The following is a 23,588-nucleotide window of genomic DNA, read 5'->3' as shown; positions in this document are numbered from 1 at the left end:
GCTTATTCCTCGATGCCGAGCTTTGCCTTGACGAGCGCCTGGACGGCCTGCGGATTGGCTTTGCCGCCGGTCGCCTTCATCACCTGGCCGACAAACCATGCGGCCATGGTCGGCTTCGCCTTGACCTTTTCCACCTGATCGGGATTGGCAGCGATGATCTCGTCGACCGCCTTTTCGATCGCGCCGGTATCCGTCACCTGCTTCATGCCGCGCGCTTCGACGATTTCGGCGGGGTCGCCGCCTTCGGTCAGCACGATCTCGAAGAGGTCCTTGGCGATCTTGCCTGATATGGTTCCCGCCTTGATAAGGTCGATGATGGCGCCGAGCTGGGCCGGCGAGACCGGCGTCTGCTCGATGTCCTTGCCGGTGCGGTTCAGCGCGCCGAGCAGGTCGTTGATCACCCAGTTTGCCGCCGTCTTGCCGTCGCGGCCCGCAGCCACGGCCTCGAAATAATCGGCGATCGCCTTTTCGGAGACGAGCACGGAAGCATCGTAGATCGACAGGCCGAGTTCGCGCACGAAGCGCTCCTTCTTGTCGTCAGGCAGTTCCGGAAGATCGACTGCCAGCGCCGTGACAAAGGCATCGTCGAATTCGAGCGGCAGCAGGTCCGGATCGGGGAAGTAGCGATAGTCGTGCGCATCCTCCTTGGAGCGCATGGAGCGCGTCTCGCCCTTGTTCGGATCGAAGAGGCGCGTCTCCTGCTCGATCTCGCCGCCATCCTCGAGAATGCCGATCTGGCGGCGGGCTTCATATTCGATCGCCTGACCGATGAAGCGGATGGAGTTGACGTTCTTGATCTCGCAACGGGTGCCGAAAGCCTCGCCCGGGCGGCGGACGGAGACGTTGACGTCGGCGCGCATCGAGCCCTCGTCCATGTTGCCGTCGCAGGTGCCGAGATAACGGACGATCGAACGCAGCTTGGTCATATAGGCCTTGGCTTCGTCGGAGGAACGCATGTCCGGCTTGGAAACGATTTCCATCAGCGCCACGCCCGACCGGTTCAAATCGACATAGGACATGGTCGCATGCTGGTCGTGCATCGACTTGCCGGCATCCTGCTCCAGGTGCAGGCGCTCGATGCCGATCTCGATGTCCTCGAACTGGCCCTGACGGTCCGGTCCGAGCGAAATGACGATCTTGCCCTCGCCGACGATCGGATCCTTGAACTGCGAGATCTGATAGCCTTGCGGCAGGTCGGGATAGAAATAGTTCTTGCGGTCGAAGAGCGAACGCTTGTTGATCTCAGCCCTGAGGCCGAGGCCGGTGCGCACGGCCTGCTTGACGCATTCCTCGTTGATGACGGGAAGCATGCCGGGCATGGCGGCATCGACCAGCGACACGTTCGAATTCTGCGGCTTGCCGAATTCCGTCGAAGCGCCGGAGAAGAGCTTCGAATTGGACAGCACCTGGGCATGGACCTCCATACCGACGATGACTTCCCAGTCGCCGGTTGCGCCGGGGATGAAGCGTTTCGGATCGGGCGTGCGGACGTCGACAAGGGTCATCTGATACTCTTTGCAGGCTGTTCTTTTCCACTGGTGAGGTAAAGGAAATGGCGAGCCGGTGCAAGGCTTTCGCGGCGTTGCATGGCAGCTGCCGCTGGCCGTTTCCTCTAAGGTCGCAAGGCCGCTTTGCGTCGGAGGCTGTATTCCGCACCGGCCAAGCGATCGAAAAGCGTTTCGAGGTCCCAATTGTCGATAGCGCAGTCTTCTCTATCTTCGTCCAAGAACGCCGCGGCGATTTGAGGCCCTCAAGCACGGAGGCTCGATTGAAGGATTATCTGCCCTATCTTGCCGGAGCCCTGCTTGGGGTGCTGGTCGCGCTCATCATTTCCGCCTTGTTGACGCTGCAGGGAACAGCGCAGCTCATGCTTTTCGCACTGCTACCGGCCATCGGTGGCGCGATCTTCGAGCGCGTTTCCCAGCGTCGATCCCGCAAGTCGTAGAAGCGCCATGGGAAGGCTGAAGGAGATCGTCATCGACTGCGACATTCCCTCGCGTGTCGCCCGTTTCTGGGCGGCGGCGCTCGATGGCTACCAAGTGATGCCTTATGACGATGCGGAGCTCGCTCGCCTTGCCGCGATAGGGCTGACACCTGAAACGGACCCGACCGTGATGGTCGACGGCCCTGAAACACGCCTCTGCTTCCACCTTCGCCAGGGAGAGCGTCCCGCCCGCAACCGTGTCCACCTCGATATCGCCGCTTCGGATCGCAGACAAGAAGTGGACCGGCTCTTATCCCTCGGCGCGACTTTCGTGCGTGAGACGGATGCCTACACGGTCTTGAATGACCCCGAAGGCAACAACTTCTGCGTGACCTCCGAATAGCCTCGCGAACGGCGCCCGGCGGCACTTGCACATGCGCGCCGCACGCAATCATCGGCCTTCTGCGGGGCTTTTGAAACCTCAGAATTCCTGTCCGTATCCGCCACCGTCGGAGACGAGCTGCTTCGTCAGCCCGACGGAGGGCACGTCGCGGTCGAGCTTCGGATTATAGGCGACCGAGAGCCAGTGGATGCTGTAGCCGTGTTTCCGGAAAAAGCCGATCGCCTCGCTGTTGCCGGAATGGGTCTGCATCGCCGCCTTCGCGAAGCCCTGTTCGGCGATCTCCGTTTCGATGCGCTCGAGAAGCGCCGAACCCAGCCCCTGGCGGGTGAAGACTGGGTCGATCCAGAAATCCGAGATGGTTTCATCCAGGCCCTCGCGCGCCGCCCAGCCGGCGACCTGGCCGTTCTGTTCGACGACGGTGATGGTCAGCCAGTCGTTTTCCACGAAGTTGCGAAAGGCGCTGCGCGCTGCGTCGATCATCGCGTCCGATTCGCCAATCGACGCCATCGCCTTTTGCCAGGCCCTCAGCCCGATCTCACTCAAAAGTTCCGCTTCCCCGTCGCGGGCATTGCGAATGTGGATCAACGACACCTCCGCGTTACTCCTCAACTAGACCATTGAGTCGCGGATTTTACCAGTGCCCCCAAAGGGATGACGGGTGGAAACCAAAGTTTTCGACCGGTTTTGAACGGCAAAGGCGCTCTTGACCGCCTTTTGCGACCTCAATACAAGACCCCATCGAGGTGTTTTTATGTTGAACCTGTCGGAGACCTGGTAGAGGCCCTGCCCGCGAGTTTTCTTGCGCGCATGGGCCCGAAAAAAACGAAGCCCTGACGTTCGATTGAGCGTCAGACCGTTTTTGTGCGCCCTGCCGGGCGCGACACCGGATCTCAATACATGGACATCTCCCGCACGGAGCAGCGCATCCTGCATCTCATGGCCCAAGGCGGCCGCATCGAAATCATCCGCGACGACAACAGAAAGATCGAGAACGTCAGTTGCTTCACCCGCGACGGCTGGCTCTATCCCGGCGTCGATCTCGATCTTTTCCGCAGGCTGAAACGGCTGAAGGCGATCAAGTCTTCGGGCGGCCAACCCTATAGGATCAGCGAAAGAGGGCTGAGGCTGGTCAGGTCGCAGTTGGACAACAGATAATCGGGCCATCAACCTGATCGCGCCTCAAACCGGCGCGGTCAGGGCTCGGCCTCAAGCCTTCTGAGACAATATCGCTCGCATCGCCGACCATTCGTCGGCCATCGTGCCGGTTCCGCGCGTCTTGCCGGCGCGGCGATACCAGTAATCGGCATTCCAGTCGTCTCCCTCGATGCGATGACAGAGGGCATGGCCCCAGTCGAACGGCTGTTCGCCTTCGTGGCGCTGACAGATATCGTGAACCGCCTGCCAATCCGCGCCCATGATGAAACCGCCGGCCGCAAGACGATCGATTGCCTCGATCAGTCGCACAAGATCATTATTCGCCATAAGACTCATCTCCGGTTTGGCTATCGATCAGCCAATGGCTTCTCCATATGCACCTTTTCGAGCGGGACGCCCATGCTCTTGGAGAATTCGACACCATGCCAGATGATGGTGAAGCCGCAGCGTTCGTAGAGACGGATCGCCCGCTCATTCCTCGCATGTGTGTCGAGCCGGACCGTCGCCAGCCCTTCGGCCGCCATCAGCTCACATAAATGCAACAGCAGAGCCCGGCCGACACCCTTGCCCTGATAAAGCGGATGCACCCAGAGATCGGACACATAATTCCGCTCGCCTTCCCGCGCACCCCAGCCGACGATCTCGCCTGCTAGTTCGGCAACGAAAATCTCGCCCTTCGTCTCATGTGGAAAAGCGGCGAACTCTTGCTGGACCTTGGTGATCACGTGAGGATCGCGATAGCAATCCTCGAACGCCTCGCCCGCGGCCCATGCGGCAAAGCCGATGGCGCCGACCGCTTCGTGGTCGGCGGGCACTATTATTCGGATCGTAAGATCCGTTACCACCACTTGGCCGGCGTAAACTTGCCGGCAGCCTGCTCGATGACGTAAGCGGTCTTGAAGAGGGTTTCCTCGTCGAAAGCCTTGCCGATCAGCTGCAGGCCGAGCGGCAGGCCCTTCTGGTCGAGACCCGCCGGCACGGCGATGCCCGGCAGGCCCGCCATGTTGACCGTCACCGTGAAGATGTCGTTCAGATACATTTTCACCGGATCGGCGGCGAGGTTCTCGTCGGCGACGCCGAAGGCAGAGGACGGGGTGGCCGGGGTGAGGATGGCGTCGACACCGGCGTCGAAGGCGAGCTCGAAATCGCGCTTGATCAACGTGCGGACCTTCTGGGCGCGGATGTAATAGGCATCGTAATAGCCGGCCGACAGCACATAGGTGCCGATCATGATGCGGCGCTTGACTTCCTGGCCGAAGCCGGCGGCCCGTGTCTTCTCGTACATGTCGACGATATCCTTGCCGTCGACGCGCAGGCCGTAGCGCACGCCGTCGTACCGCGCCAGATTCGAGGATGCCTCGGCGGGGGCGACGATGTAATAGGCCGGAAGCGCATATTTGGTGTGCGGCAGCGAAATATCGACGATCTCGGCACCGGCATCCTTCAGCCAGGCAATGCCCTGGCGCCACAGGGTCTCGATCTCCTCGGGCATGCCGTCGACGCGATATTCGTTCGGGATGCCGATCTTCATGCCCTTCAGCGACTGGCCGAGGACGGCCTCGTAATCCGGCACCGGCAGATCGACCGAGGTCGTGTCCTTGGCGTCGACGCTTGCCATCGACTTCAAAAGGATCGCGGCATCGCGCACGTCGCGGGCGATCGGACCGGCCTGATCGAGCGAAGAGGCGAAAGCGACGGTGCCCCAGCGCGAGCAGCGGCCATAGGTCGGCTTGATGCCGACGGTACCGGTGAAGGCGGCGGGCTGGCGGATCGAGCCGCCGGTATCGGTTGCGGTGGCGCCGGCGCAAAGATGCGCGGCGACAGCGGCGGCCGAGCCGCCGGAGGAGCCGCCCGGAACGAGCTGCTGGTTGGAGCCCTCAGCCCGCCAGGGATTGATCACCGGGCCGTAATAGGAGGTTTCGTTGGACGAGCCCATGGCGAATTCGTCCATGTTCAGCTTGCCGAGCATGACGGCGCCGTCATCCCAAAGGTTCTGCGTCACGGTTGATTCATACCGCGGCTCGAACCCGTCGAGGATATGGCTGCAGGCCTGGGTGTGGACACCGACGGTGGCGAAGAGATCCTTGATGCCGAGCGGAATGCCTTCCAGCTCGCCGGCCGTGCCGGCGGCGATGCGCTCGTCCGATTTCCTGGCCATGACGCGGGCCAGATCCGGCGTGACCTTCACATAGGCGTTCAGCCGCTCATTGGCCGCGTCGATCGCCGAGATATAAGCGTCAGTGAGTTCGAGTGCGGTGATTTCCTTGGCGCGCAGCTTCCGGCGGGCTTCGGCAATGGTCAGGCTGGTGAGTTCGCTCATCGTGTTTTCGCTTCAGATCTTTAAAATGGGCAACAGGGTCGGAAAGAGGCGTTCGACGCCCTATTCGACGACTTTCGGCACCAGGAAAAAATTGTGGTCGGTGACCGGTGCGTTGGCGACGATATCGGCCGCCTTGTTGCCATCGGTCACCTCGTCGGTCCGCTTCTTCATCGCCATCGGGGTGACCGACGTCATCGCCTCGACGCCGTCGACATTGACTTCGGAGAGCTGCTCGACGAAGCCCAAGATGCCGTTCAGCTCGCCGACCATGCGATTTGCCTCGTCCTCAGAGACGGCAATACGGGCGAGTTTGGCGACGCGCTTCACGGTGGCAAGATCGACGGACATGGCATTCTCCGGATAGGATTTTTCCTACCCGCTATAAAGGCCATGTCCGCCCGGTGCAACGGGGTTTCGTCAGATCGACAGGCTCTCGGCAGGCTTCAGCGCCGTCACCCGCGTCTTCGATCCCTCCATGCCGTCAATGAACTTATCGGCCGTCTGATCGATGATTGGGAAGGTGCCGTAGTGGCAGGGGATGGCGGTCTTGAAGTTGAAGTAACGCTGGCAGGCGAGTGCCGCCACCGCGCCGCCCATGGTGAAGCGGTCGCCGACCGGCACGAAGCCGATATCGGGCTGGTGTAGTTCGTTGATCAGCCCCATATCGGAGAAGATGTCGGTGTCGCCCATGGCGAAGATCGAGGCTTCGTCGTCGAAATGCAGCATCAGGCCGTTGGCATTGCCAAGCGCATGCGAGACGCCGTCCTCGGTGATCTGTGCGGAGGAATGCAGCGCATTGGTGAAGGTCGCCGAGAAGCCGCCGAAGGTGATCGTGCCGCCGGTATTGCCCATTTCGATCCCGTCGACGCCCTTGGAAGCCAGCCAGGCGGCGAGATCGGCATTGGCGAGAACGACGGCGCCGGTTTCCTTGGCCAGCGCGATCGTATCGCCGACATGGTCGCCATGGCCGTGCGTCAGCAGGATATGGGTGATGCCTGAGGAAACATCCTTGATATCCTGGCCGGCAAAGGAAGCGTTATGATTGAGGAACGGGTCGAGCAGGATCTTCGCCTTGCCGGTTTCGATGCGAAAGGCGGAATGGCCAAGCCAGGTGATCTTCATAAAATCTCTCCTTACGTGATGCAAAATCTGATTTGGATGGTAAGGACATATCCCATGCGCCGGAGAAGAAAAGCGGCGGTGACTTCAATTTCTTTTGACGGGATGAAGCGGTAATGACGGTGTTGACGATCGAGGATATGGCCCGGATTCTTGCCCCCGGGCAGGCCATCGCCGGCCTCGATCTCGGCACCAAGACGATCGGGCTTTCGATGTCCGATCTCGGACGGCGGTTCGCCACGCCACGGCCGGTGATACGGCGTGTCAAATTCACCGTCGATGCGCAGGCGCTGCTGGATTTCGCGGCAACGGAAAAGGTCGCGGGCTTCGTGATCGGCCTGCCGATGAACATGGACGGATCGGCAGGCCCGCGCGTGCAGGCGACGCGCGCCTTCGTGCGCAACATGGAGCAGAAGACGGCGCTGCCCTTCGTCTATTGGGATGAGCGGCTTTCGACGGTCGCAGCGGAACGAACGCTGCTCGAAATGGACGTCTCGCGCGCCAAGCGCGCCGAACGGATCGATTCGGCCGCGGCCAGCTTCATTCTTCAGGGTGCGCTCGACAGGCTTTCCTTGCTGGCAAGATCTGATGGAGGTGAATTCAGCGCCTGACGCGCCTGCCACCAGGCTATGATCGACTTGCGCTTTCTGAAGCCGAGGAGGGCGAAGACGATGAGACTGTCGACAGCGATTGCCCGGGCAACGAGCGGCGGGATGGCCTCCGGCGGCATGCCGAGCGCCTCGCCGTAGAGCTGGAACGTCAGGTCATGGACCTGTCGCGTCAGCATCAGCACACCGAAATTAATGTCGTAATAGGAGAGCCAGTACCATCCGCCCAGAAAGACGATGGGGCCGGCCCAGAAGATCAGAAACCACTTCATGCGGCCTCTCCTCCATGCTTGCGCGCGACGGGCAGATCGAGGGAGACCAACCACGTCGACAATGCCATGGTGCAAAGCACCAGCGTCGGAGTTGCAATATCCAGCGCCAGGATTGCGAAGAACATCATTGCCGTCACCAGAAAGGCGGCTTTGGCGATCTTGCTTCCCATGGAAGTCAACTCGGGACTCTCACTCGTACCATCTCTGCTGATGGCACAGTGTCGGCTTAACCCGCCCCACGCAACGTAAACCATTCGTTAAGGTTAACACCGCATCCGCCTTCTGTGGATAACGCGATTGTCAGCCATAGACGCCGCGCACGAGACGCTTCAGCGCCGTCGCCGCCTTCTCCCAGTCCTTTGATGTCTTGAGCGACAGGCCGGCGCATTGGCCGCCGGCGGCCCCGGCAAGCACGAGATGCTGGATTGCAGCGATGACGACGGCGTTGACGGCGGCCGAATCCACACCCTTCGGCGGCGCCAGCGAGCCGCGCATGCGATCCAGCCACAGCGCGAGAGCCTTCGAACGCGCTTCCGAGAGCCGCCTCACCTGCTCGGTATTTTCCGAGATCTCCCAGGCGAGGATGCGGCGCATCAGAGGATCATTTTTCAAGGCGTCGAGCAGAAGCAGCGCCAGCCGCTCCATCAGATCGCCGTAGGTGAGCAGGAACATGCCGCCGGCATCTTCCGGAATGCGATCCCTCACCCATGTGCCGAGGTCGGCGCCGATCGCCTCGACCAGACCGTCAAGGCCGCCATAGTAGCGGTAGATCAGTTGCTTGTCGCAACCGGCGCGGCGGGCGACGGCATTGATGCCGAAATTCTGGAAGCCTTCTTCCGCCAGCAGGCCCTTGGCGGCGGTAAGGATGGCGCGCTCGGTGGCGCCGCGATCGCGCACCCGCCGTTCTGGAGCCGCCTCGGTACCGGGCGAACTCTCAAGACTTACCCCTTCATTCAGCATGACCGACCCTTCCCCGCTGTCACCAATCGGTGAGTAGCGGGGAGGTTTCCTCCAATCAATCCTATCCCTTTGGGAAGACTGTGGATATTTCGTTCGGCACGAATAATTCGGCGTCGAATAGCTGCTTGAGGCGGCCAAATCCCTTGAGAAATCTCGCCCCGACGGTTGATCGCGATGGACGAACCCGTCATAGCTGCATTATGAACAAAGCTAATATTCTCCGCTAAGGCCCTGCAATGGTGAACTATATCGAAGCCTCTTCCGCGCCGCCGAAGAACACCGGCGCCATTCGGCTTTATGATACTCAAGCATTCGAAGGCATGCGCAAGGCATGCCAGCTGACCGCCCGCTGCCTCGATGCGCTGGCCGATATCGTCAAACCCGGCCTGCTGACCGACGAGATCGACCGGTTCGTCTTCGATTTCGGCATGGATCACGGCGCCTATCCGGCGACGCTGAACTATCGCGGCTATACTAAGTCGACCTGCACCTCGATCAATCATGTGGTTTGTCACGGCATTCCGAACGACAAGCCGTTGCGCGAAGGCGATATCGTCAATATCGACGTCACCTTCGTACTCGATGGCTGGCATGGCGATTCCAGCCGGATGTATCCCGTCGGCACGGTCAAGCGCGCCGCCGAGCGACTGCTCGAAGTGACCTATGAATCGCTGATGCGCGGCATTGCCGCGGTCAGGCCGGGCGCCCGCACCGGCGCGATCGGCGAAGCGATCCAGACCTATGCGGAGGCTGAGCGCTGTTCGGTGGTGCGCGATTTCTGCGGCCACGGCGTCGGTCGGCTGTTCCACGATTCGCCGAATATCCTGCATTACGGCCGCGCCAACGAGGGGCCGGAGCTGCGCGAAGGCATGATCTTCACCATCGAGCCGATGATTAATCTCGGCCGGCCGCATGTGAAGGTACTGGCCGACGGCTGGACGGCGGTCACCCGCGACCGCTCGCTTTCGGCGCAATACGAACATACCGTCGGCGTCACCGCCGGCGGCTGCGAAATCTTCACGCTGTCTCCTGCTGGGCTCGACCGGCCCGGACTGCCGTCGCTTGCCAGGTGACGATCCGATGGCGAAGGGGCCCGCAGCGACATCTTCCGACGACGAGCTGCCTTTCGCGACTGAAGAGCCTGTTGCCGACGAACGTTCGTTCTTCGGCGACCGGCCGCAAAAACCGACTGCGCCGAATGCCCGGACCGCCCTGCCCGCCTCGCTCACCGCACAGGAACATTACCACGGTCATCGCGAGCGGCTGCGTGACCGCTTCCGCGAGCAGGGCGACACGGCGCTTGCCGATTACGAAATCCTCGAGCTCCTGCTTTTCCGCCTGATCCCGCGGCGCGACACCAAGCCGATCGCCAAGGCGCTGATCGAGCGCTTCGGCTCGCTTTCCGGCGTCTTCGGCGCGCCGGCAGCATTGCTGACGGAAGTCAAAGGCGTCGGCGAGAATGTCGCCCTCGACCTGAAACTGATCGCCACCGTCGCTCAGCGGACCCTAAAGAGCGAGATCAGAAGCAAGCAGGTGCTCTCCTCCTGGTCCTCGGTCATTCAGTATTGCCACGCCGCCATGGCGCACGAGACCCGCGAACAATTCCGCATCCTCTTCCTCGACAAGCGCAATGTGCTGATCGCCGACGAGGTGCAGGGCCGCGGCACGGTCGACCACACGCCGGTCTATCCGCGCGAAGTGGTCAAGCGCGCGCTCGAGCTTTCGGCAACAGCGATCATCCTCGTCCACAACCACCCCTCCGGCGACCCGACGCCGTCACGCGCCGACATCGACATGACCAAGGTGATCATCGAGGCGGCCAAGGCGCTCGACATCACCGTCCACGACCACATCATCATCGGCAAGGACGGCCATGTCAGCCTGAAGGGGCTGAAGTTAATGTAATCCGCGCGTTGAGACGTGACGACACAACCGCCGCCCAAGCTTGCCCACCCCGAAGCCCTCCACGGAGACGATCATGTCGAATGGTCCCAGCACTGTTCTCACTCCCGATGAGATAGACGCGATAGCGCGTGACGTCGTTGCAGAAGGACAAGCGGACCGCAAGTCGGCGGCATGGCAGAAGATCCAACCCTTACGAAAAGCCCAGCGCCACCAGACAGAGGCTGCCATGGCGTTGTTATGGATAGTCGACCAACAAAGCCTTACAAGAGAAGTTGCGACAGACGTTCTTTCCGAGATCGCAGATGCCCACGAAGACAATATCGATATCCTTTCGGCGCTCGGGCAATGTCTGGAAGCCGCCCGCGACATCGATGATCTGAACGCGCCACCGCCGGAACACCCGATATTTCAGTCAATGGTCGCGAGGCTGGGCCGCTTAGCCAAGCTCCATGAGGGACGGCCTGAACAGGAGCAGATACTGGGCGGGCTCGCCACGTCGGCGCGAATGATGGCGCGCCAGATGGACGCAGCCGCCGAGAACAGTCTTAGGAAACTGGCGGAAATCGATCCACGAAACAGCGCGTACCAATACAATTTGGGCCTTTTCTACAAGACACGGGGGAGATTCGCAGAGGGCGTTGCGGCGGGCCGGTCTGCGGCAAGCCTGCAACGGGAGGTTAGCGACAGCACCGAGTGGAACCTTGGAATCTGCGCCACAGGCGCAAGTGACACCGAGACCGCTTTGGACGTGTGGAAGCGGATGGGACATAAGATCGAACTTGGACGGTTCGGGTTACCAGAAGGCGGGTATTCGGCCTGCAAGGTGAGACTTGCCCAGCGGCCACTTGCTGAGCGGACGGCGGAATCGGATGATCCGGGTGAAGAGGAGACAGTATGGATCGAACGCTTAAGTCCGTGTCATGGCATTATCCGAAGCGTGCTGTTCGGCAGGCTCGGCGTCGACTATGGCGATGTCATCCTCATGGACGGCGCTCCGATTACGCACCACACCTACGGTGAACAGCAGGTGCCGGTTTTCCCGCATCTGTCAACGCTTGTGCGCCGGAACTACCAGTTCTTTGCTTTCGCAGGCTCACAAGAGGCAGCAGGGCAACTGGTTGATCTAAGTGGGGAATTGGACGGGGACGCCGTTATCTATTCACACACCGAGAACTTTAGGATCATGTGCGCAAATTGTTGGCGCAATCCCGACATCGATCACGCCGATCATGAGAAAATGGAAAAACACGTCGTCACCGGTCGCATTGCCGCGCCACCCGACATCGCACCTGCACGACTTCTGGACTTGATCGACAGGGCAATCGAAAAGCGAAGAACTTGCCAGCTCTATGCGCCCGATCTTTGCGTAGCGGCGGGGCAGTTGGCACGCGCGCGGATCGACAGACGTCGGTTTACTCTATTGACGGACAATTAGCGACATTCCTGCACGGAAAGGTCGCGGCCGAGCGCGCGCTGGACCGGCGGTCCGGTCAGCGGCGCTCTGCTGCTTCTTCCCGGCGGCATGCAGCGGACGCTCATTCTGACGTCGACCCGGAGTGGTCGCAGGCATGCATCCGAGGGAAGCGAAGACTGCAGAAAGCTTCAGTTGACAGCAGTCGCCGGCGCGGATTCTATGCAATCCTGCGCCGCCACTCTGAATAATACCCGCCCGAATACCGAGAAGATAAAGCTTCATGACGATCCGCAGCGGTAACACTGATCGATCGAACCGGCACTGCCGCGACGTGCTCTGCCTCGATGACTTTGAAATCAAGGCACGGCGACATCTGCCGAAGCCGCTATTCGGTTATATCGCCGGCGCAACCGAGACCAATGCGTCGCTGCGGCATAACGCCGAGGCCTTCCAGGCCTATGCCTTTCGGCCTCGTGTACTTCTGGACGTCTCGAGACGCAGCACCGAGACGAGCCTCTTCGGCAAGACTTATGCCGCACCGTTCGGCATCGCGCCGATGGGGATCAGCGCGCTGATGGCCTATCGGGGGGACATCGTGCTCGCGCAAGGAGCGGACCGATCGGGAATCCCGATGATTATAAGCGGTTCGTCACTCATCCCCCTGGAAGAGATAGCCGCGGTTTCGCCACAAGCGTGGTTTCAGGCCTATCTCCCCGGCGAACCCGACCGTATCGACGCTCTTATCGATCGGGTCGCTGCGGCCGGCATAAGTACACTTCTTTTGACCGTCGATACGGCCACGCTGCCCAATCGCGAAAATAATGTAAGGGCGGGGTTTTCGACGCCTTTGCGTCCCGGGCTCCGCCTGGCATGGCAGGGCATCTCGCATCCCCGATGGACAACCGGCACATTCCTGCGCACGATCGTCCGGCACGGCATTCCGCATTTTGAAAATTCCTACGCCACAAGAGGCGCGCCGATCATCTCCTCGAACGTCACGCGCGATTTCGGCAAGCGTGACCACCTCAACTGGAGCCACCTGGAGCGGATACGCAAGCGCTGGGCCGGCAAGCTCGTGGTCAAGGGGATCATGCATCCTGAAGACGCGGCACGGGCTGCAGAGACCGGGGCGGATGGAGTGATCGTCTCCAATCATGGCGGCCGCCAGCTCGACGGCACCGCATCTCCCCTTCAGGTTCTTCCGGAGATTGCGGCACGTGTTGGAGACAACATTGCCGTCATGATCGACGGCGGCATCAGGCGTGGCACTGATATCATGAAGGCACTGGCGCTCGGCGCCTGCTTCGTGTTCGTGGGCAGGCCGTTCCTTTATGCTGCAGCCGTCGCGGGGCTACCGGGCGTGCTGAAGGCAGCGGATATCCTGAAGACGGAACTGCATAGCAATATGGCGTTGCTCGGTGTTACCAAGGTGGGCGATATTTCGGCGGACTACATCATCCGCGCATGAATAAGCCGTCGCGCGCTGACATCGATATGACGAAGGTGATCATCGACGCGGCGAAGGCACTTGATATCACTGTCGACGGCTACATCATTCATCGGCAAGGACGCCCATGTGAACCTGAAAGGGCTGAAGCTGATCTGAAAAGCACAGGTCCGGCTGAATCGGCAGCTGTAAAACAATCTGTAACGTTGACCGGTTACCGATGAATAAGCGACATTTTTGTCGCAAATGATTCCATTTCCAATCCGAGGCTAGAGGATGTTTCAGTACGATCTCGTTGTGGTGGGTAGCGGTCCCGCAGGGCGCCGCGGCGCAATCCAGGCAGCGAAACTCGGCAAGAAAGTGCTTGTCATCGAACAGGGCAAGCGCGTCGGCGGCGTGTCCGTCCATACCGGCACCATACCCTCGAAAACGCTGCGCGAGACCGCACTCAATCTCTCGGGCTGGCGCGAGCGCGGCTTCTATGGTCGCAGCTACCGCGTGAAGCAGGAAATCAGCGCCGAAGACCTGCGTCGCCGCCTGCTGATTACGCTCAACCATGAAGTGGAAGTGCTCGAGCATCAGTTCGCCCGCAACCGTGTCCACCATATGCGCGGCAAGGCGAGCTTCATCGACTCCACCACCTTGCAGGTCATCAAGGATGACGGCGAAGCGCTGACGGTGAGCGGCGCCAGCATTCTGCTTGCCGTTGGCACCAAGCCTTTCCGCCCGGATTACATGCCATTCGATGGCAAGACAGTGCTCGACAGCGACGAGCTGCTTGATATCGAAGAGCTGCCGCGCACCATGGTCGTCATCGGCGCCGGCGTTATCGGCATCGAATATGCGACGATCTTCTCGGCGCTTGATACTGCCGTGACGGTGATCGATCCCAAGTCGACCATGCTCGACTTCATCGACAAGGAAATCGTCGAAGATTTCACCTACCAGCTGCGCGACCGCAATATGAAGCTGCTGCTCGGCACGAAGGCCGAGAAGGTCGAGCGGCTGGATACGGGCAAGGTCCAGCTGACGCTCGACAACGGCCGTCATCTTGTCACCGACATGGTGCTCTTTGCCGCCGGACGCATGGGAGCGACCGACGCGCTGAACCTTCCGGCCATCGGACTGGAGGCTGACAGCCGTGGCCGTCTCAAGGTCAATCCGGAGACCTTCCAGACGTCCGTGCCTAATGTCTATGCCGCCGGCGACGTGGTCGGCTTTCCAAGCCTTGCCTCGACCTCGATGGAACAGGGCCGCATCGCCGCGCGCGTGGCGATCGGCGCTGTCGCCAAGGAGCCGCAGAAATATTTCCCCTACGGTATTTATGCGGTGCCGGAGATTTCGACCTGCGGCCTGACCGAAGAGGAAATGAAGGAGCGCGGCATTCCCTACGAATGCGGCATCGCCCGCTTCCGCGAAACTTCGCGCGGCCATATTATGGGCCTCGACACCGGGCTTTTGAAGCTGATCTTCTCGCTGAAGACGCGCCGCCTGCTCGGCGTGCATATCGTCGGCGAAGGCGCCACCGAACTGGTGCATATCGGCCAGGCGGTGCTTAATCTCAAAGGCACGGTCGAATATTTCGTCGAAAACACTTTCAACTATCCGACGCTCGCCGAAGCCTACAAGATCGCCGGCCTCGACGCCTGGAACCGGATGGGCGATATCAAGTCGGAATTGTAGACGCACAGCGACAGGGCAGCCATCTCTATCCGGCCACCCAAGGGAGCCGAAGACATTGCGCATCATTTCGCTGAACGCATGGGGCGGCAGGCTGCATGAGGCGCTGATCGCCTATATCAAGCAGGCCGATCCTGACGTGCTGTGCCTGCAGGAAGTGCTGCGGGCGCCGGGTGCGAGCCCCGGATGGTCGGTCTATCGCGATGCCGGGCTGGAATTGCCGCAGCGCGCCAATCTGTTTGCGGAGATCAGCGCCGCCCTGCCCGGCCATGACGGCTTCTTCTGCCCGACATCGAGAGGCGCACTCTTCGACGGCGATGCCGCGATTGTCGCCGAATTCGGGCTGGCGACCTACGTTCGCAGATCGCATTCCGTCATCGCCCAGGCGAGCGACTTCGTCCACGGCAGTTTTTCCGCCGGCGGCTGGGGCGAACATCCCCGCCCGCGAAATGCGCATTGCATCCGGCTCTTCAGCCATGGGAACGCTTCCGCGATTACCATCGCCCATATGCATGGCCTGCGCGACCCAGCCGGCAAGGGCGATACGGCGACGCGCGAAGAGCAAGCTCTGGCGCTGGCCGGGCTCATCGAACGGGTCTGGCCCGGCGACGAAGGGCTCGTGGTCTGCGGCGATTTCAACGTGCTGCCCGACAGCAAGACCTTTAAGATCCTCGCTCGATTGGGCCTGTCCGATCTCGTTACCGGAAACGGCCTTGTCGACACACGAACCTCCTACTATCTGAAGGAGGGCCGCTTTGCCGATTACATGCTGGCCACGGCGGAGGTGAAGGTTGCCAGGTTCGAGGTGGTCAAGGAGCCCGAGGTCTCCGACCACCGCGCATTGCTGCTCGATGTCGGGTAGTATATTGAGGAATGATGGGCTGCGCGTAACTTTTGCGCGCACCCCCGATTTTTACGCCTTAGTTTAAACCCTGATCAATCGCATTGATACGCCGTGCCTGATTTGTGCTCTCAACTCCATTTTGCCTCCGGGCAGACGTTTCTAGAGAAAGATAGATACTCTTGTCCCATGCTTTGGAAGCCGCACGCAGACGTTTTCAGCTGATTCTGATCAAGCCGTCGCATTATGACGATGACGGTTACGTCATCCGCTGGTGGCGGGCGATGATCCCCTCGAATTCGCTTGCGGCTCTCTACGGCATCGCCGCCGAATGCGCCGAGCGCCAGGTACTCGGACCCGATACGGCGATCGACATCACCGTGATCGACGAGACCAATACGCGCATCGATTTCCCCCGCCTGCTCGCCCAGTTCCGGCGCCACGGCAATTTCGGCATGGTCGCACTGGTCGGCGTCCAGTCCAACCAATATCCGCGCGCGCTCGATATCGCCCGCCCCTTCCGTGATGCCAGCCTGCCGGTTTCGATGGGCGGCTTTCATGTCTCCGGCTGCTTGTCGATGCTCGACGGCAAGGCGGTCGGACTCGACGCCTGCCGCGACATGGGCATCTCGATGTTCGCCGGCGAGGCCGAGGGGCGGCTGGACATGGTGCTGCGTGACGCCGCTAGCGGCGAACTGAAGCCGCTCTATAACTTCATGAACGACCTTCCCGGCATCGGCGGCACGCCGGTTCCTTTCCTGCCGAAGGACAATATCCAGCGCACGCTCGGCCTCAGCACCAGCTTCGATGCCGGGCGCGGCTGTCCTTACCAGTGCTCGTTCTGCACGATCATCAACGTCCAGGGGCGCAAGTCGCGCTTCCGCTCGGCCGACGATGTCGAAAAGCTGGTGCGGATGAACTGGGCGCAGGGCATCCATAAATTCTTCATCACCGACGATAATTTCGCCCGCAACAAGGATTGGGAGGCGATCTTCGATCGGCTGATCGAGCTCAAGGAGCGGGACGGCATTCCGCTCGGCCTGATGATCCAGGTCGACACGCTCTGCCACAAGATCCCGAACTTCATCGAGAAATCCCGGCGCGCCGGTGTCACCCGCGTCTTCATCGGCCTCGAAAACGTCAATCCGGACAATCTGACCGCCGCCAAGAAGAACCAGAACAAGATCACCGAATACCGCAAGATGCTGCTCGCCTGGAAGGCTGAGGGCATTATGACGCTGGCCGGCTATATTCTCGGCTTCCCGGCCGACACGCCGGAATCGATCCGCCGCGATATCGCGATCATCCAGGAAGAGCTGCCGCTCGACGTCATCGAGTTCTTCATCCTGACGCCGCTGCCGGGTTCCGAGGATCATCAGGTCCTGTGGAAGAAGGGCGTCGAGATGGACGGCGATCTCAACATTTACGATGTCGAACATGTCTGCACTGCGCACCCCAAGATGAGCAAGCAGCAATGGGAAGAGATTTACCACGAGGCCTGGTCGCTCTATTATTCGCCTGATCATATGAAGACGCTGCTGCGCCGGGCAGTGGCGACGGGCGTGCCGCTGGCAAGGCTCGTCAAGGTTCTCGTCTCGTTCGCGACCACCGTGCCGCTGGAAAACGTGCATCCGCTGCAAAGCGGCCTCATGCGCCTGAAGACGCCGTCGGAGCGGCGCCCCGAACTGCCGCGTGAAAATCCGCTGGCCTTCTGGCCGCGCTTTGCCTGGGAAACCTTGAGCAAACATGTTTCGCTCGCCGGCACGATCATCGGCCTGACGATTTCTGCTTTTCTGATTTCACGGGATGCCAAGTCGAAGAGCTACACGGATCAGGCCCTCACACCCGTCGCGGACGACGAGGAAGAGACGCTCAGCCTCTTCACCAAAACCGCCGGTGGGGCCGCGGCCGTCAGCCATGTTCGGAAAGTCGCGGAGCTGACACGGCATTGAGCCACAGCTCCCGCTCAAGCGCCTCGCTTGTAGCAAGGTTGATGCGAGGCGCGCTCTGCGAATTCGGGCTCCGGCGGCAGCTTAAGCCACCTGGATTATCCGGGTTGTCTCGGCCACCTGTAGCGTGTCGACAAATTCGACGATCTTGACCGGTTTCCCGTCCCTGAAATGGATCTTGTCGACGAATTCCGTATTGAAGCTCACGCCGGACGGGATATGTGTGACCTCCCCTTCGCGGTGGGCGAAGACGATCTGCTCATCCTCGTCCACATGGATGCCGGTCGTACTGATCTTGGATAGATCCCACACCGTGATGAGCTGCGCTATCACCTGGCGAAAGGCATGGCCGCCCAATTCAGTCGAAAAAGGCGCCAGCCGTGTATTGCCAGCCATCCGGAAAGTGCAATCCTCTCCGATCAGCGCCAACGTGCCCTCGATATCGCCGCGGTCGCGCACAGCATAGATTTCCTCCACCAATTTCTTCATGTCGTGTTTTGCAGTCATTTTCAGGTCCCTCCCACCATCAACAAATCTGCATCGAATTATACTTCATTTCAACTATTTGTTGCCACGAATAAACCATGAAAGGCCGGACGGCTGAAAAAGAAAAGGCCCCGCACGATGGCGGGGCCTTCCAAATTTCGGAACCGGGAAGCGATTATTCGGCGCTGTCCTCGGAAGCCTTCTTCTTCGGAGCAGCCTTCTTTTTCGGAGCGGCTTCCTCGCCTTCGCCAGCCTCGGCGGCTTCGGTCTTGGCGGCAGCCTTCTTCTTCGGCGCGGCCTTCTTGATCTCGGCCTTGGCTTCACCTTCTTCCTCGGCGAGCAGCTCTTCCTTCGTCACCTTCTTGTCGGTGACATCGATTTCGGTCAGCAGGTGATCAATGACCTTCTCTTCGAAGATCGGCGCGCGGATCGAAGCGGCTGCACCCGGCTGGCTGCGGAAGAATTCGAGGATCTGCTTTTCCTGACCCGGATACTGACGCAGCTGATCGTAGATGGCGCGCTGCATTTCGTCTTCGGTGACTTCGACGCCGGCCTTTTCGCCGATTTCGGAGAGAACGAGGCCGAGGCGGACGCGACGCTCTGCAAGCGTCTTGTATTCCTCACGCGCCTTCTCTTCGGTCGTGTCTTCGTCCTCGAAGGTCTTGCCGGACTGAGCGAGGTCGTTGTTCACCTGGCTCCAGATGCCGTTGTATTCGGCGTCGACGAGCGAAGACGGAGTGTCGAACTTGTACATCTCGTCGAGCTGGTCGAGGATCTGACGCTTCAGCTTCTGACGGGTCAGCGAACCGTACTGCGATTCGATCTGACCGCGGACGATCTCCTTCAGGCGATCGGCGGATTCGATGCCGAGCTTGGAGGCCAGTTCGTCGTTGATCTCGACCTTGCCAGGCGCTGCAACCTCCTTGACCGTGACGTCGAAGGTCGCTTCCTTGCCGGCGAGGTTCTTGGCCGGATAGTCGGCCGGGAAAGTCACGGTGATGGTCTTCTCTTCGCCGGCCTTGACGCCAACGAGCTGGTCTTCGAAGCCCGGGATGAAGCGGCCAGAACCGATTACCAGTTCGGCGCCCTGATCGGTGCCGCCTTCGAAAGCTTCGCCGTCGACCTTGCCGACGTAATCCATGGTGATCCGGTCGCCGTTGGCGGCCTTGCCGGTCTTGCTCTCGTAGGAACGGGCGCTTTCGGCAACCTTCAGGACCTGCTCGTTGACTTCGTCATCCGAGATGTCGATGACTTCGCGCGTGACCTTGATGCCCTTGACCGACTTCAGCTCGATCGGCGGCAGCACTTCGTAGGAAAGCGTGAATTCGAAATCCTGCTGGGCGGAGAGGATCTTGTCGGCTTCGTCCTTGTCCTCCGTCATGGCTATTTCCGGCTGCGTGGCCGACTTTTCGCCGCGGCTGGACAGGATGGCGGTCGGCTGTTCGCGGACGATCTCGTTGACGAGCTCGGCCATGATCGACTTGCCATAGACCTTCTTCAGGTGAGCTGCGGGAACCTTGCCCGGACGGAAGCCGTTGATGCGGATCTTGTCCTTCACATCGGCAAGACGCTCATTCATCTTGTCTTCCATGTCCTTGGCCGGGATAACGACCTTGATTTCGCGCTTCAGCCCTTCAGCGAGCGTTTCGATAACCTGCATGTCTTCCTACCTTCATGTCGTGGCGGCCGTGCCCAGACGCCGTTCGTTTCGATGAGCACGACGCCGGCTGCGTGCCGCGCGTGGCTTTTCCCAATTCCTGTATCATTCCGCCAAAAGGGGAACGGCACTCACTTCCGAGTATTCGGAACAACCTTCGGTCATTCGGGGACAACCAAGTTCTTGGCCTCCCCCTGCAAACAGCCTGGTGCGGGTAGAGAGACTTGAACTCCCACGCCTTGCGGCACCAGAACCTAAATCTGGCGTGTCTACCAATTTCACCATACCCGCGTCCACAGAACCGCATGCCTATGCCTGCGCATGAGGCCTTCCGGAGCGCGGCGTCTCTATATCACCCGATTTGGTCGAGGCAAAGGAAAAATGAAGGGCAAATGACAAGGGATTTGCGCCTTAAAAGCGCCCCTTCCCCGAGGGCTTGCGGGATCAGTAAAGCGGCTCGTCGTAAACCGGCTTGCCATCGACGAGCAGGCTGCGGATCTGCGCGCTTCCGTCCGCTGAAACGCGCACCGCTATGGCGACGTTGCCATCATTGCGCGCCTCCTCCAGTGGTTTACCCTGACCTTCGGGGACGTAATAGCGCTCAATACCGTATTCGACGCGGACGCTGTCGCCCGCAGCCAATCCGCCACTATAGAATGGCTGGCTACGCAGGATCACCGTCTCCGGCTGCGGCGGCAGCGCGTGGAAGGACGATTCGGTCACCGTCCAGAAACCGTCCGCCTGCTTCTTCAACCGGACCCACAGCGTGCGTTCGCCCGGCTCGGCCGGAATGCCGCCGGAAACCGTCTGCCCCGGCACGGTGGAAATGTCATAGTTCAGGACGACATAATCGCCGCGCAGGAAATCGCGCGGATCGACCGGGGCCGTCTTCAGCAGCACTTCGGCGCCATTGCTGAGAATCGACGCCCGGCTCTGGATGATCGTGCCGAGGATTATGGTCTGCAGGCCGGCGACGATGACCGCCGAAAGCAGGTAGCCCTCGCCGGACTGCAGCCTTGCCATCCACGAACTCATGCGCGCGCCTCCCGCGAAAAGCGCCGCTCGAGCCGAATGACGATCCAGGCAACAAATGCGACCACAAGACCGGAAAATAGGAAGAGGCTCGACGTGCCAAGGATCGAGCCGACGGTCACGGAAGCGAGATAGAGCATCTCTGCAGCGAAGGTCGTATAGGCGAGGTAACGTACGGCGCCGTTGTTCCTGCCATGCAGCGCGATCGCCAGCACGGCGGCGGCAAGTGTCGCCAGTCCGAGCACCACCAGCCGCCATCCCTGCTCAATCTCGATATGCAGGAGCAGGAAACCGATTGCCGCGACGAGGAAGCTGTAGAAAGCCGGGGCCGCGCCGGCACTCCTGACCAGGGGCGCGATACGGGGGTGCGGCACCGCTGTCAGCACGAAGGCCGCCATGCCGCCGACGGCGAAGGCGAGCGCCACCGCCATCTGCTCATAGAGCGTGTAGAGCCATGCAAGCCAGCCGATCAGCAGCAAATAGGCGAGATGACGCGCTCGCGCAGCGCCGGTGTAACGCACCAACGCAATGACGATCACCGCCATGACCGGCGCCATCCAGGGATCAAGCCCGATCCAATGCGTGTCATGGTTCTCGAGATAAACGGCGAAGGACGCCCAGGAGAGAAAGCCCGCAACGACCACCACCGCGCCCGAACGGAACAGGATCGCCGAGATCGTCGCGATGGCGAACCAGAGATACATCACCGTCTGCTGGTCGCCGGAGAGATGATACATCTGCCCGACCAGCGAAATGGCACCCCCGAAGCTCATCGCGCCGATGACCAGCAAGCCGCCTGCGGCCGCCGCCGCACCGCGGGCGAGCATCAGGGCGGCGGCAATATGCACCGCCCAGATCAGGGCGAGGATGGCGCCGACGCGGACGAGGCGTGGAATGGCTTCCCAATTGGAGGCGACGACCAGCAGAACGGCCGCGGCAAGAAGCACGGCCGCCAGCGCCATCAGCACCCGGCCGAGGCTGAAGCTGGCCGGGCGGCTGTCATATTCGGCGAGAAGCGCGCCGGCCGTTTCCTTTGCCAGCAGACCCTTGCCCACCCAGAGCGAGAGATCCCGCTCCAATCTGCCGCGATACATGCTTCCACCCCTCAGTTCCGCGACGCTCGCGCTGCGGCCGCCGCCATTTATAGACGCAGCAGGCAGCTTCGCAAACGCCTCAGCGCTAAATATGCAAATTCCTCATTGGTCTAATTTGGGTCAGACGTTAACCGGGCGCTAACATCGGAAGTGCTAATATCAGCATATGAAGGGAGAGGTATGCACGTTCCGCATGCCTCTCATGTAATTATTGCACTGCAATATATCAATTAGTCATACTATTTACCGAGATATCGAAGCACGGGGATGGCGCCCCGGCCCGGCACTGCCGGACGCCCGCGGATATGCCTCGTCCGTGACGAGATTCGCAGCCGCGCACTCCTCCTCCCAAGCGCGCTGCGATAGACTGGCGACACTCCTCCCAGTTGCCAGTCACTATAATGCGCCCGCCGGATCCTCCCCCGGCGGGCGTTTTATTTGATGACAGCATAATGCGTAAGTTCAAGGCGTTAGCACATCCAAGGCTGGTTGCGCTGCGCCACCGGGCGAGCAACGTCCACCGAATTTTTCCTTCGCATCAAGCCGTGGCGCCCGCATTCGTGATCGCGCCGCTTTGCGGGGGCCATTGCAATCACTGACGGCTTGGTCGAACCGGCACCGGACCGCCTGCCCAGCGCACAAGCCACCGGAGGCGGGTTTTCCTCATCGCAGCCCTTCGCCACTTCAAAGCTCGGGTATTCACTCAAGTGACTTTGCCTATTCGTTGACCAGACTGCGGTAAGATTGTGTAAAGCATTGCATATGTCGCATAGGTGACTTGAAAACTTGGCTGTTTTCGTCCTTCGCGCCGCAACATATATTCTGGTCATCAAATAGAGGTCAGCGCCGATGGGTGGCTGCTGGCAGATCAAACCCTCGGAAAGGGGCTTAACATGAACATCACCCGCTCTTTCAACAATTGGCGCAAGTATCGTCAGACGGTCACCGAACTCGGCCGCATGACCAACCGCGAATTGCATGACCTCGGCATCGACCGTTCGGACATCCATCGCGTCGCCCGCGAAGCTTCTTCGCGTTAATTCAAAGATTTCTGCTTCCTCCCAAGCAGTTCCCTCCAAGATTAAAACGCCCGCTGCACCGCAGCGGGCGTTTTCGTTTGCGGCGATCGACGGTCGCCGCGGTTGCAGGATCTTCCCGGTTCCTTAGCCCGCTCAAAAAATGTTCACCGCTCAATTCTCAAGCATCATATTGCACATTTGCATGGCAGACGCCTTTTATTTGCACTGCACAATGAGGGGGTTTTCGCCTATATAAGCATCAACCGCAGAGAGACAGGCGATCCCGCCGTCCAGCGGACATTT

General features: G+C 60.5%; 26 protein-coding genes, 1 tRNA gene and 1 pseudogene. 13 read left to right on the top strand and 15 right to left on the bottom strand.

The features are described 5' to 3' along the window. Positions 1 to 2: 2 nt before the first annotated feature. On the bottom strand, positions 3 to 1,505 hold the full coding sequence (gene gatB, locus A7X77_RS14230) for an Asp-tRNA(Asn)/Glu-tRNA(Gln) amidotransferase subunit GatB (RefSeq protein WP_064683540.1): 1,503 nt from the start codon (positions 1,503 to 1,505) through the stop codon (positions 3 to 5). A gap of 263 nt (positions 1,506 to 1,768) precedes the next feature. Between gatB and A7X77_RS33505 the strand changes: the two genes are divergently transcribed. Next, the gene (locus tag A7X77_RS33505) at positions 1,769 to 1,945 is read left to right on the top strand and encodes a hypothetical protein (RefSeq protein WP_197486837.1); all 177 of its coding nucleotides are present in this window, start codon (positions 1,769 to 1,771) and stop codon (positions 1,943 to 1,945) included. A gap of 7 nt (positions 1,946 to 1,952) precedes the next feature. Next, the gene (locus A7X77_RS14220) at positions 1,953 to 2,327 is read left to right on the top strand and encodes a VOC family protein (RefSeq protein WP_064683538.1); all 375 of its coding nucleotides are present in this window, start codon (positions 1,953 to 1,955) and stop codon (positions 2,325 to 2,327) included. A gap of 78 nt (positions 2,328 to 2,405) precedes the next feature. Here the strand turns inward: A7X77_RS14220 and A7X77_RS14215 are convergent, their stop codons facing one another. Beyond that, on the bottom strand, positions 2,406 to 2,912 hold the full coding sequence (locus A7X77_RS14215; RefSeq protein ID WP_064683537.1) for a GNAT family N-acetyltransferase: 507 nt from the start codon (positions 2,910 to 2,912) through the stop codon (positions 2,406 to 2,408). Between the two features lie 312 nt (positions 2,913 to 3,224). On the opposite strand from A7X77_RS14215, the gene A7X77_RS14210 reads away from it, so the two are divergent. After that, complete coding sequence (locus tag A7X77_RS14210) at positions 3,225 to 3,482, top strand: YjhX family toxin (protein WP_064683536.1); 258 nt, start codon at positions 3,225 to 3,227, stop codon at positions 3,480 to 3,482. A 51-nt stretch (positions 3,483 to 3,533) separates the two neighbouring features. On the opposite strand, the gene A7X77_RS14205 is transcribed toward A7X77_RS14210, so the two are convergent. From A7X77_RS14205 to A7X77_RS14185, 5 genes are all read right to left on the bottom strand, one after another. After that, positions 3,534 to 3,809 (bottom strand): hypothetical protein, encoded by a 276-nt coding sequence (locus A7X77_RS14205; RefSeq protein ID WP_064683535.1) that lies wholly within the window; start codon positions 3,807 to 3,809, stop codon positions 3,534 to 3,536. A 20-nt stretch (positions 3,810 to 3,829) separates the two neighbouring features. Then, positions 3,830 to 4,300 (bottom strand): GNAT family N-acetyltransferase, encoded by a 471-nt coding sequence (locus A7X77_RS14200; RefSeq protein ID WP_245293754.1) that lies wholly within the window; start codon positions 4,298 to 4,300, stop codon positions 3,830 to 3,832. 20 nt (positions 4,301 to 4,320) lie between these two features. Further along, positions 4,321 to 5,802, bottom strand: a complete 1,482-nt coding sequence (gatA, locus tag A7X77_RS14195) for an Asp-tRNA(Asn)/Glu-tRNA(Gln) amidotransferase subunit GatA (RefSeq protein WP_064683533.1) — start codon at positions 5,800 to 5,802, stop codon at positions 4,321 to 4,323. A 60-nt stretch (positions 5,803 to 5,862) separates the two neighbouring features. Further along, entirely contained in the window at positions 5,863 to 6,150 is a 288-nt protein-coding gene (gene gatC, locus A7X77_RS14190) for an Asp-tRNA(Asn)/Glu-tRNA(Gln) amidotransferase subunit GatC (protein WP_009992749.1), read from the bottom strand. 69 nt (positions 6,151 to 6,219) lie between these two features. Further along, the gene (locus A7X77_RS14185) at positions 6,220 to 6,924 is read right to left on the bottom strand and encodes a metal-dependent hydrolase (protein ID WP_064683532.1); all 705 of its coding nucleotides are present in this window, start codon (positions 6,922 to 6,924) and stop codon (positions 6,220 to 6,222) included. A 113-nt stretch (positions 6,925 to 7,037) separates the two neighbouring features. Here A7X77_RS14185 and ruvX point away from each other — a divergent pair, with 113 nt between their 5' ends. Continuing rightward, the gene (gene ruvX, locus A7X77_RS14180; protein WP_064683531.1) at positions 7,038 to 7,532 is read left to right on the top strand and encodes a Holliday junction resolvase RuvX; all 495 of its coding nucleotides are present in this window, start codon (positions 7,038 to 7,040) and stop codon (positions 7,530 to 7,532) included. Here ruvX and A7X77_RS14175 read toward each other — a convergent pair. From A7X77_RS14175 to A7X77_RS14170, 3 genes are all read right to left on the bottom strand, one after another. Further along, on the bottom strand, positions 7,469 to 7,801 hold the full coding sequence (locus A7X77_RS14175) for a DUF6105 family protein (RefSeq protein WP_064683530.1): 333 nt from the start codon (positions 7,799 to 7,801) through the stop codon (positions 7,469 to 7,471). The two genes, ruvX and A7X77_RS14175, sit on opposite strands and share 64 nt — an antisense overlap. Beyond that, complete coding sequence (locus tag A7X77_RS33500; RefSeq protein ID WP_197486836.1) at positions 7,798 to 7,971, bottom strand: hypothetical protein; 174 nt, start codon at positions 7,969 to 7,971, stop codon at positions 7,798 to 7,800. Before A7X77_RS33500 ends, A7X77_RS14175 begins: the two co-directional genes overlap by 4 nt. Positions 7,972 to 8,101: 130 nt before the next feature. Then, positions 8,102 to 8,761: a TetR/AcrR family transcriptional regulator gene (locus A7X77_RS14170; RefSeq protein WP_064683529.1), complete on the bottom strand. Its 660-nt coding sequence runs from the start codon at positions 8,759 to 8,761 to the stop codon at positions 8,102 to 8,104. A 236-nt stretch (positions 8,762 to 8,997) separates the two neighbouring features. Between A7X77_RS14170 and map the strand changes: the two genes are divergently transcribed. From map to A7X77_RS14135, 8 genes and pseudogenes are all read left to right on the top strand, one after another. Beyond that, entirely contained in the window at positions 8,998 to 9,834 is an 837-nt protein-coding gene (map, locus tag A7X77_RS14165; protein ID WP_064683528.1) for a type I methionyl aminopeptidase, read from the top strand. Positions 9,835 to 9,841: 7 nt separating this feature from the next. After that, complete coding sequence (radC, locus tag A7X77_RS14160) at positions 9,842 to 10,666, top strand: RadC family protein (RefSeq protein WP_064683527.1); 825 nt, start codon at positions 9,842 to 9,844, stop codon at positions 10,664 to 10,666. A 73-nt stretch (positions 10,667 to 10,739) separates the two neighbouring features. Beyond that, complete coding sequence (locus tag A7X77_RS14155) at positions 10,740 to 12,101, top strand: hypothetical protein (RefSeq protein WP_064683526.1); 1,362 nt, start codon at positions 10,740 to 10,742, stop codon at positions 12,099 to 12,101. A gap of 259 nt (positions 12,102 to 12,360) precedes the next feature. Continuing rightward, positions 12,361 to 13,548, top strand: a complete 1,188-nt coding sequence (locus A7X77_RS14150; RefSeq protein WP_064683525.1) for an alpha-hydroxy acid oxidase — start codon at positions 12,361 to 12,363, stop codon at positions 13,546 to 13,548. A 5-nt stretch (positions 13,549 to 13,553) separates the two neighbouring features. Next, positions 13,554 to 13,686 (top strand): annotated as a pseudogene (locus tag A7X77_RS34210) (JAB domain-containing protein); the annotation flags it as partial. 117 nt (positions 13,687 to 13,803) lie between these two features. Next, positions 13,804 to 15,210: a Si-specific NAD(P)(+) transhydrogenase gene (gene sthA, locus A7X77_RS14145; protein ID WP_064683524.1), complete on the top strand. Its 1,407-nt coding sequence runs from the start codon at positions 13,804 to 13,806 to the stop codon at positions 15,208 to 15,210. 55 nt (positions 15,211 to 15,265) lie between these two features. Next, on the top strand, positions 15,266 to 16,069 hold the full coding sequence (locus tag A7X77_RS14140; protein WP_064683523.1) for an endonuclease/exonuclease/phosphatase family protein: 804 nt from the start codon (positions 15,266 to 15,268) through the stop codon (positions 16,067 to 16,069). Positions 16,070 to 16,230: 161 nt separating this feature from the next. Beyond that, entirely contained in the window at positions 16,231 to 18,000 is a 1,770-nt protein-coding gene (locus tag A7X77_RS14135; RefSeq protein WP_064683522.1) for a B12-binding domain-containing radical SAM protein, read from the top strand. Positions 18,001 to 18,081: 81 nt separating this feature from the next. Here the strand turns inward: A7X77_RS14135 and A7X77_RS14130 are convergent, their stop codons facing one another. From A7X77_RS14130 to A7X77_RS14110, 5 genes are all read right to left on the bottom strand, one after another. After that, positions 18,082 to 18,504 (bottom strand): nuclear transport factor 2 family protein, encoded by a 423-nt coding sequence (locus tag A7X77_RS14130; protein ID WP_064683521.1) that lies wholly within the window; start codon positions 18,502 to 18,504, stop codon positions 18,082 to 18,084. Between the two features lie 154 nt (positions 18,505 to 18,658). Next, the gene (gene tig, locus A7X77_RS14125; RefSeq protein WP_064683520.1) at positions 18,659 to 20,143 is read right to left on the bottom strand and encodes a trigger factor; all 1,485 of its coding nucleotides are present in this window, start codon (positions 20,141 to 20,143) and stop codon (positions 18,659 to 18,661) included. Positions 20,144 to 20,346: 203 nt separating this feature from the next. Then, positions 20,347 to 20,431, bottom strand: a tRNA-Leu gene (locus A7X77_RS14120). Positions 20,432 to 20,584: 153 nt separating this feature from the next. Next, positions 20,585 to 21,175 carry a GDYXXLXY domain-containing protein gene (locus A7X77_RS14115; protein ID WP_064683519.1) on the bottom strand — a complete coding sequence of 197 codons (591 nt, stop codon included), beginning with the start codon at positions 21,173 to 21,175 and terminating at the stop codon, positions 20,585 to 20,587. Then, positions 21,172 to 22,266 carry a DUF2157 domain-containing protein gene (locus A7X77_RS14110; RefSeq protein ID WP_064683518.1) on the bottom strand — a complete coding sequence of 365 codons (1,095 nt, stop codon included), beginning with the start codon at positions 22,264 to 22,266 and terminating at the stop codon, positions 21,172 to 21,174. The genes A7X77_RS14115 and A7X77_RS14110 overlap by 4 nt, the downstream gene beginning before the upstream one ends. A gap of 893 nt (positions 22,267 to 23,159) precedes the next feature. On the opposite strand from A7X77_RS14110, the gene A7X77_RS14105 reads away from it, so the two are divergent. Beyond that, positions 23,160 to 23,306, top strand: coding sequence for a DUF1127 domain-containing protein (locus A7X77_RS14105; RefSeq protein WP_004678838.1), 147 nt, complete (start codon positions 23,160 to 23,162; stop codon positions 23,304 to 23,306). Positions 23,307 to 23,588 lie beyond the last annotated feature (282 nt).

This window comes from Rhizobium bangladeshense (assembly GCF_001662075.1).
In the GTDB taxonomy this organism is placed as follows: Bacteria; Pseudomonadota; Alphaproteobacteria; order Rhizobiales; family Rhizobiaceae; genus Rhizobium; species Rhizobium bangladeshense_B.
Note: the sequence above shows the minus strand (reverse complement) of the source record. Positions and strands in the feature narration are given on the sequence as shown.

Coding starts and splice junctions, on each gene's coding strand:
- gatB (WP_064683540.1), bottom strand. CDS start 1,505: ATGACCCTTGTCGACGTCCGCACGCCCGATCCGAAACGCTTCATCCCC.
- A7X77_RS14220 (WP_064683538.1), top strand. CDS start 1,953: ATGGGAAGGCTGAAGGAGATCGTCATCGACTGCGACATTCCCTCGCGT.
- A7X77_RS14210 (WP_064683536.1), top strand. CDS start 3,225: ATGGACATCTCCCGCACGGAGCAGCGCATCCTGCATCTCATGGCCCAA.
- A7X77_RS14205 (WP_064683535.1), bottom strand. CDS start 3,809: ATGGCGAATAATGATCTTGTGCGACTGATCGAGGCAATCGATCGTCTT.
- gatA (WP_064683533.1), bottom strand. CDS start 5,802: ATGAGCGAACTCACCAGCCTGACCATTGCCGAAGCCCGCCGGAAGCTG.
- gatC (WP_009992749.1), bottom strand. CDS start 6,150: ATGTCCGTCGATCTTGCCACCGTGAAGCGCGTCGCCAAACTCGCCCGT.
- A7X77_RS14185 (WP_064683532.1), bottom strand. CDS start 6,924: ATGAAGATCACCTGGCTTGGCCATTCCGCCTTTCGCATCGAAACCGGC.
- ruvX (WP_064683531.1), top strand. CDS start 7,038: ATGACGGTGTTGACGATCGAGGATATGGCCCGGATTCTTGCCCCCGGG.
- A7X77_RS14175 (WP_064683530.1), bottom strand. CDS start 7,801: ATGAAGTGGTTTCTGATCTTCTGGGCCGGCCCCATCGTCTTTCTGGGC.
- A7X77_RS33500 (WP_197486836.1), bottom strand. CDS start 7,971: ATGGGAAGCAAGATCGCCAAAGCCGCCTTTCTGGTGACGGCAATGATG.
- A7X77_RS14170 (WP_064683529.1), bottom strand. CDS start 8,761: ATGCTGAATGAAGGGGTAAGTCTTGAGAGTTCGCCCGGTACCGAGGCG.
- map (WP_064683528.1), top strand. CDS start 8,998: ATGGTGAACTATATCGAAGCCTCTTCCGCGCCGCCGAAGAACACCGGC.
- radC (WP_064683527.1), top strand. CDS start 9,842: ATGGCGAAGGGGCCCGCAGCGACATCTTCCGACGACGAGCTGCCTTTC.
- A7X77_RS14155 (WP_064683526.1), top strand. CDS start 10,740: ATGTCGAATGGTCCCAGCACTGTTCTCACTCCCGATGAGATAGACGCG.
- A7X77_RS14150 (WP_064683525.1), top strand. CDS start 12,361: ATGACGATCCGCAGCGGTAACACTGATCGATCGAACCGGCACTGCCGC.
- sthA (WP_064683524.1), top strand. CDS start 13,804: ATGTTTCAGTACGATCTCGTTGTGGTGGGTAGCGGTCCCGCAGGGCGC.
- A7X77_RS14130 (WP_064683521.1), bottom strand. CDS start 18,504: ATGACTGCAAAACACGACATGAAGAAATTGGTGGAGGAAATCTATGCT.
- tig (WP_064683520.1), bottom strand. CDS start 20,143: ATGCAGGTTATCGAAACGCTCGCTGAAGGGCTGAAGCGCGAAATCAAG.
- A7X77_RS14115 (WP_064683519.1), bottom strand. CDS start 21,175: ATGAGTTCGTGGATGGCAAGGCTGCAGTCCGGCGAGGGCTACCTGCTT.
- A7X77_RS14110 (WP_064683518.1), bottom strand. CDS start 22,266: ATGTATCGCGGCAGATTGGAGCGGGATCTCTCGCTCTGGGTGGGCAAG.
- A7X77_RS14105 (WP_004678838.1), top strand. CDS start 23,160: ATGAACATCACCCGCTCTTTCAACAATTGGCGCAAGTATCGTCAGACG.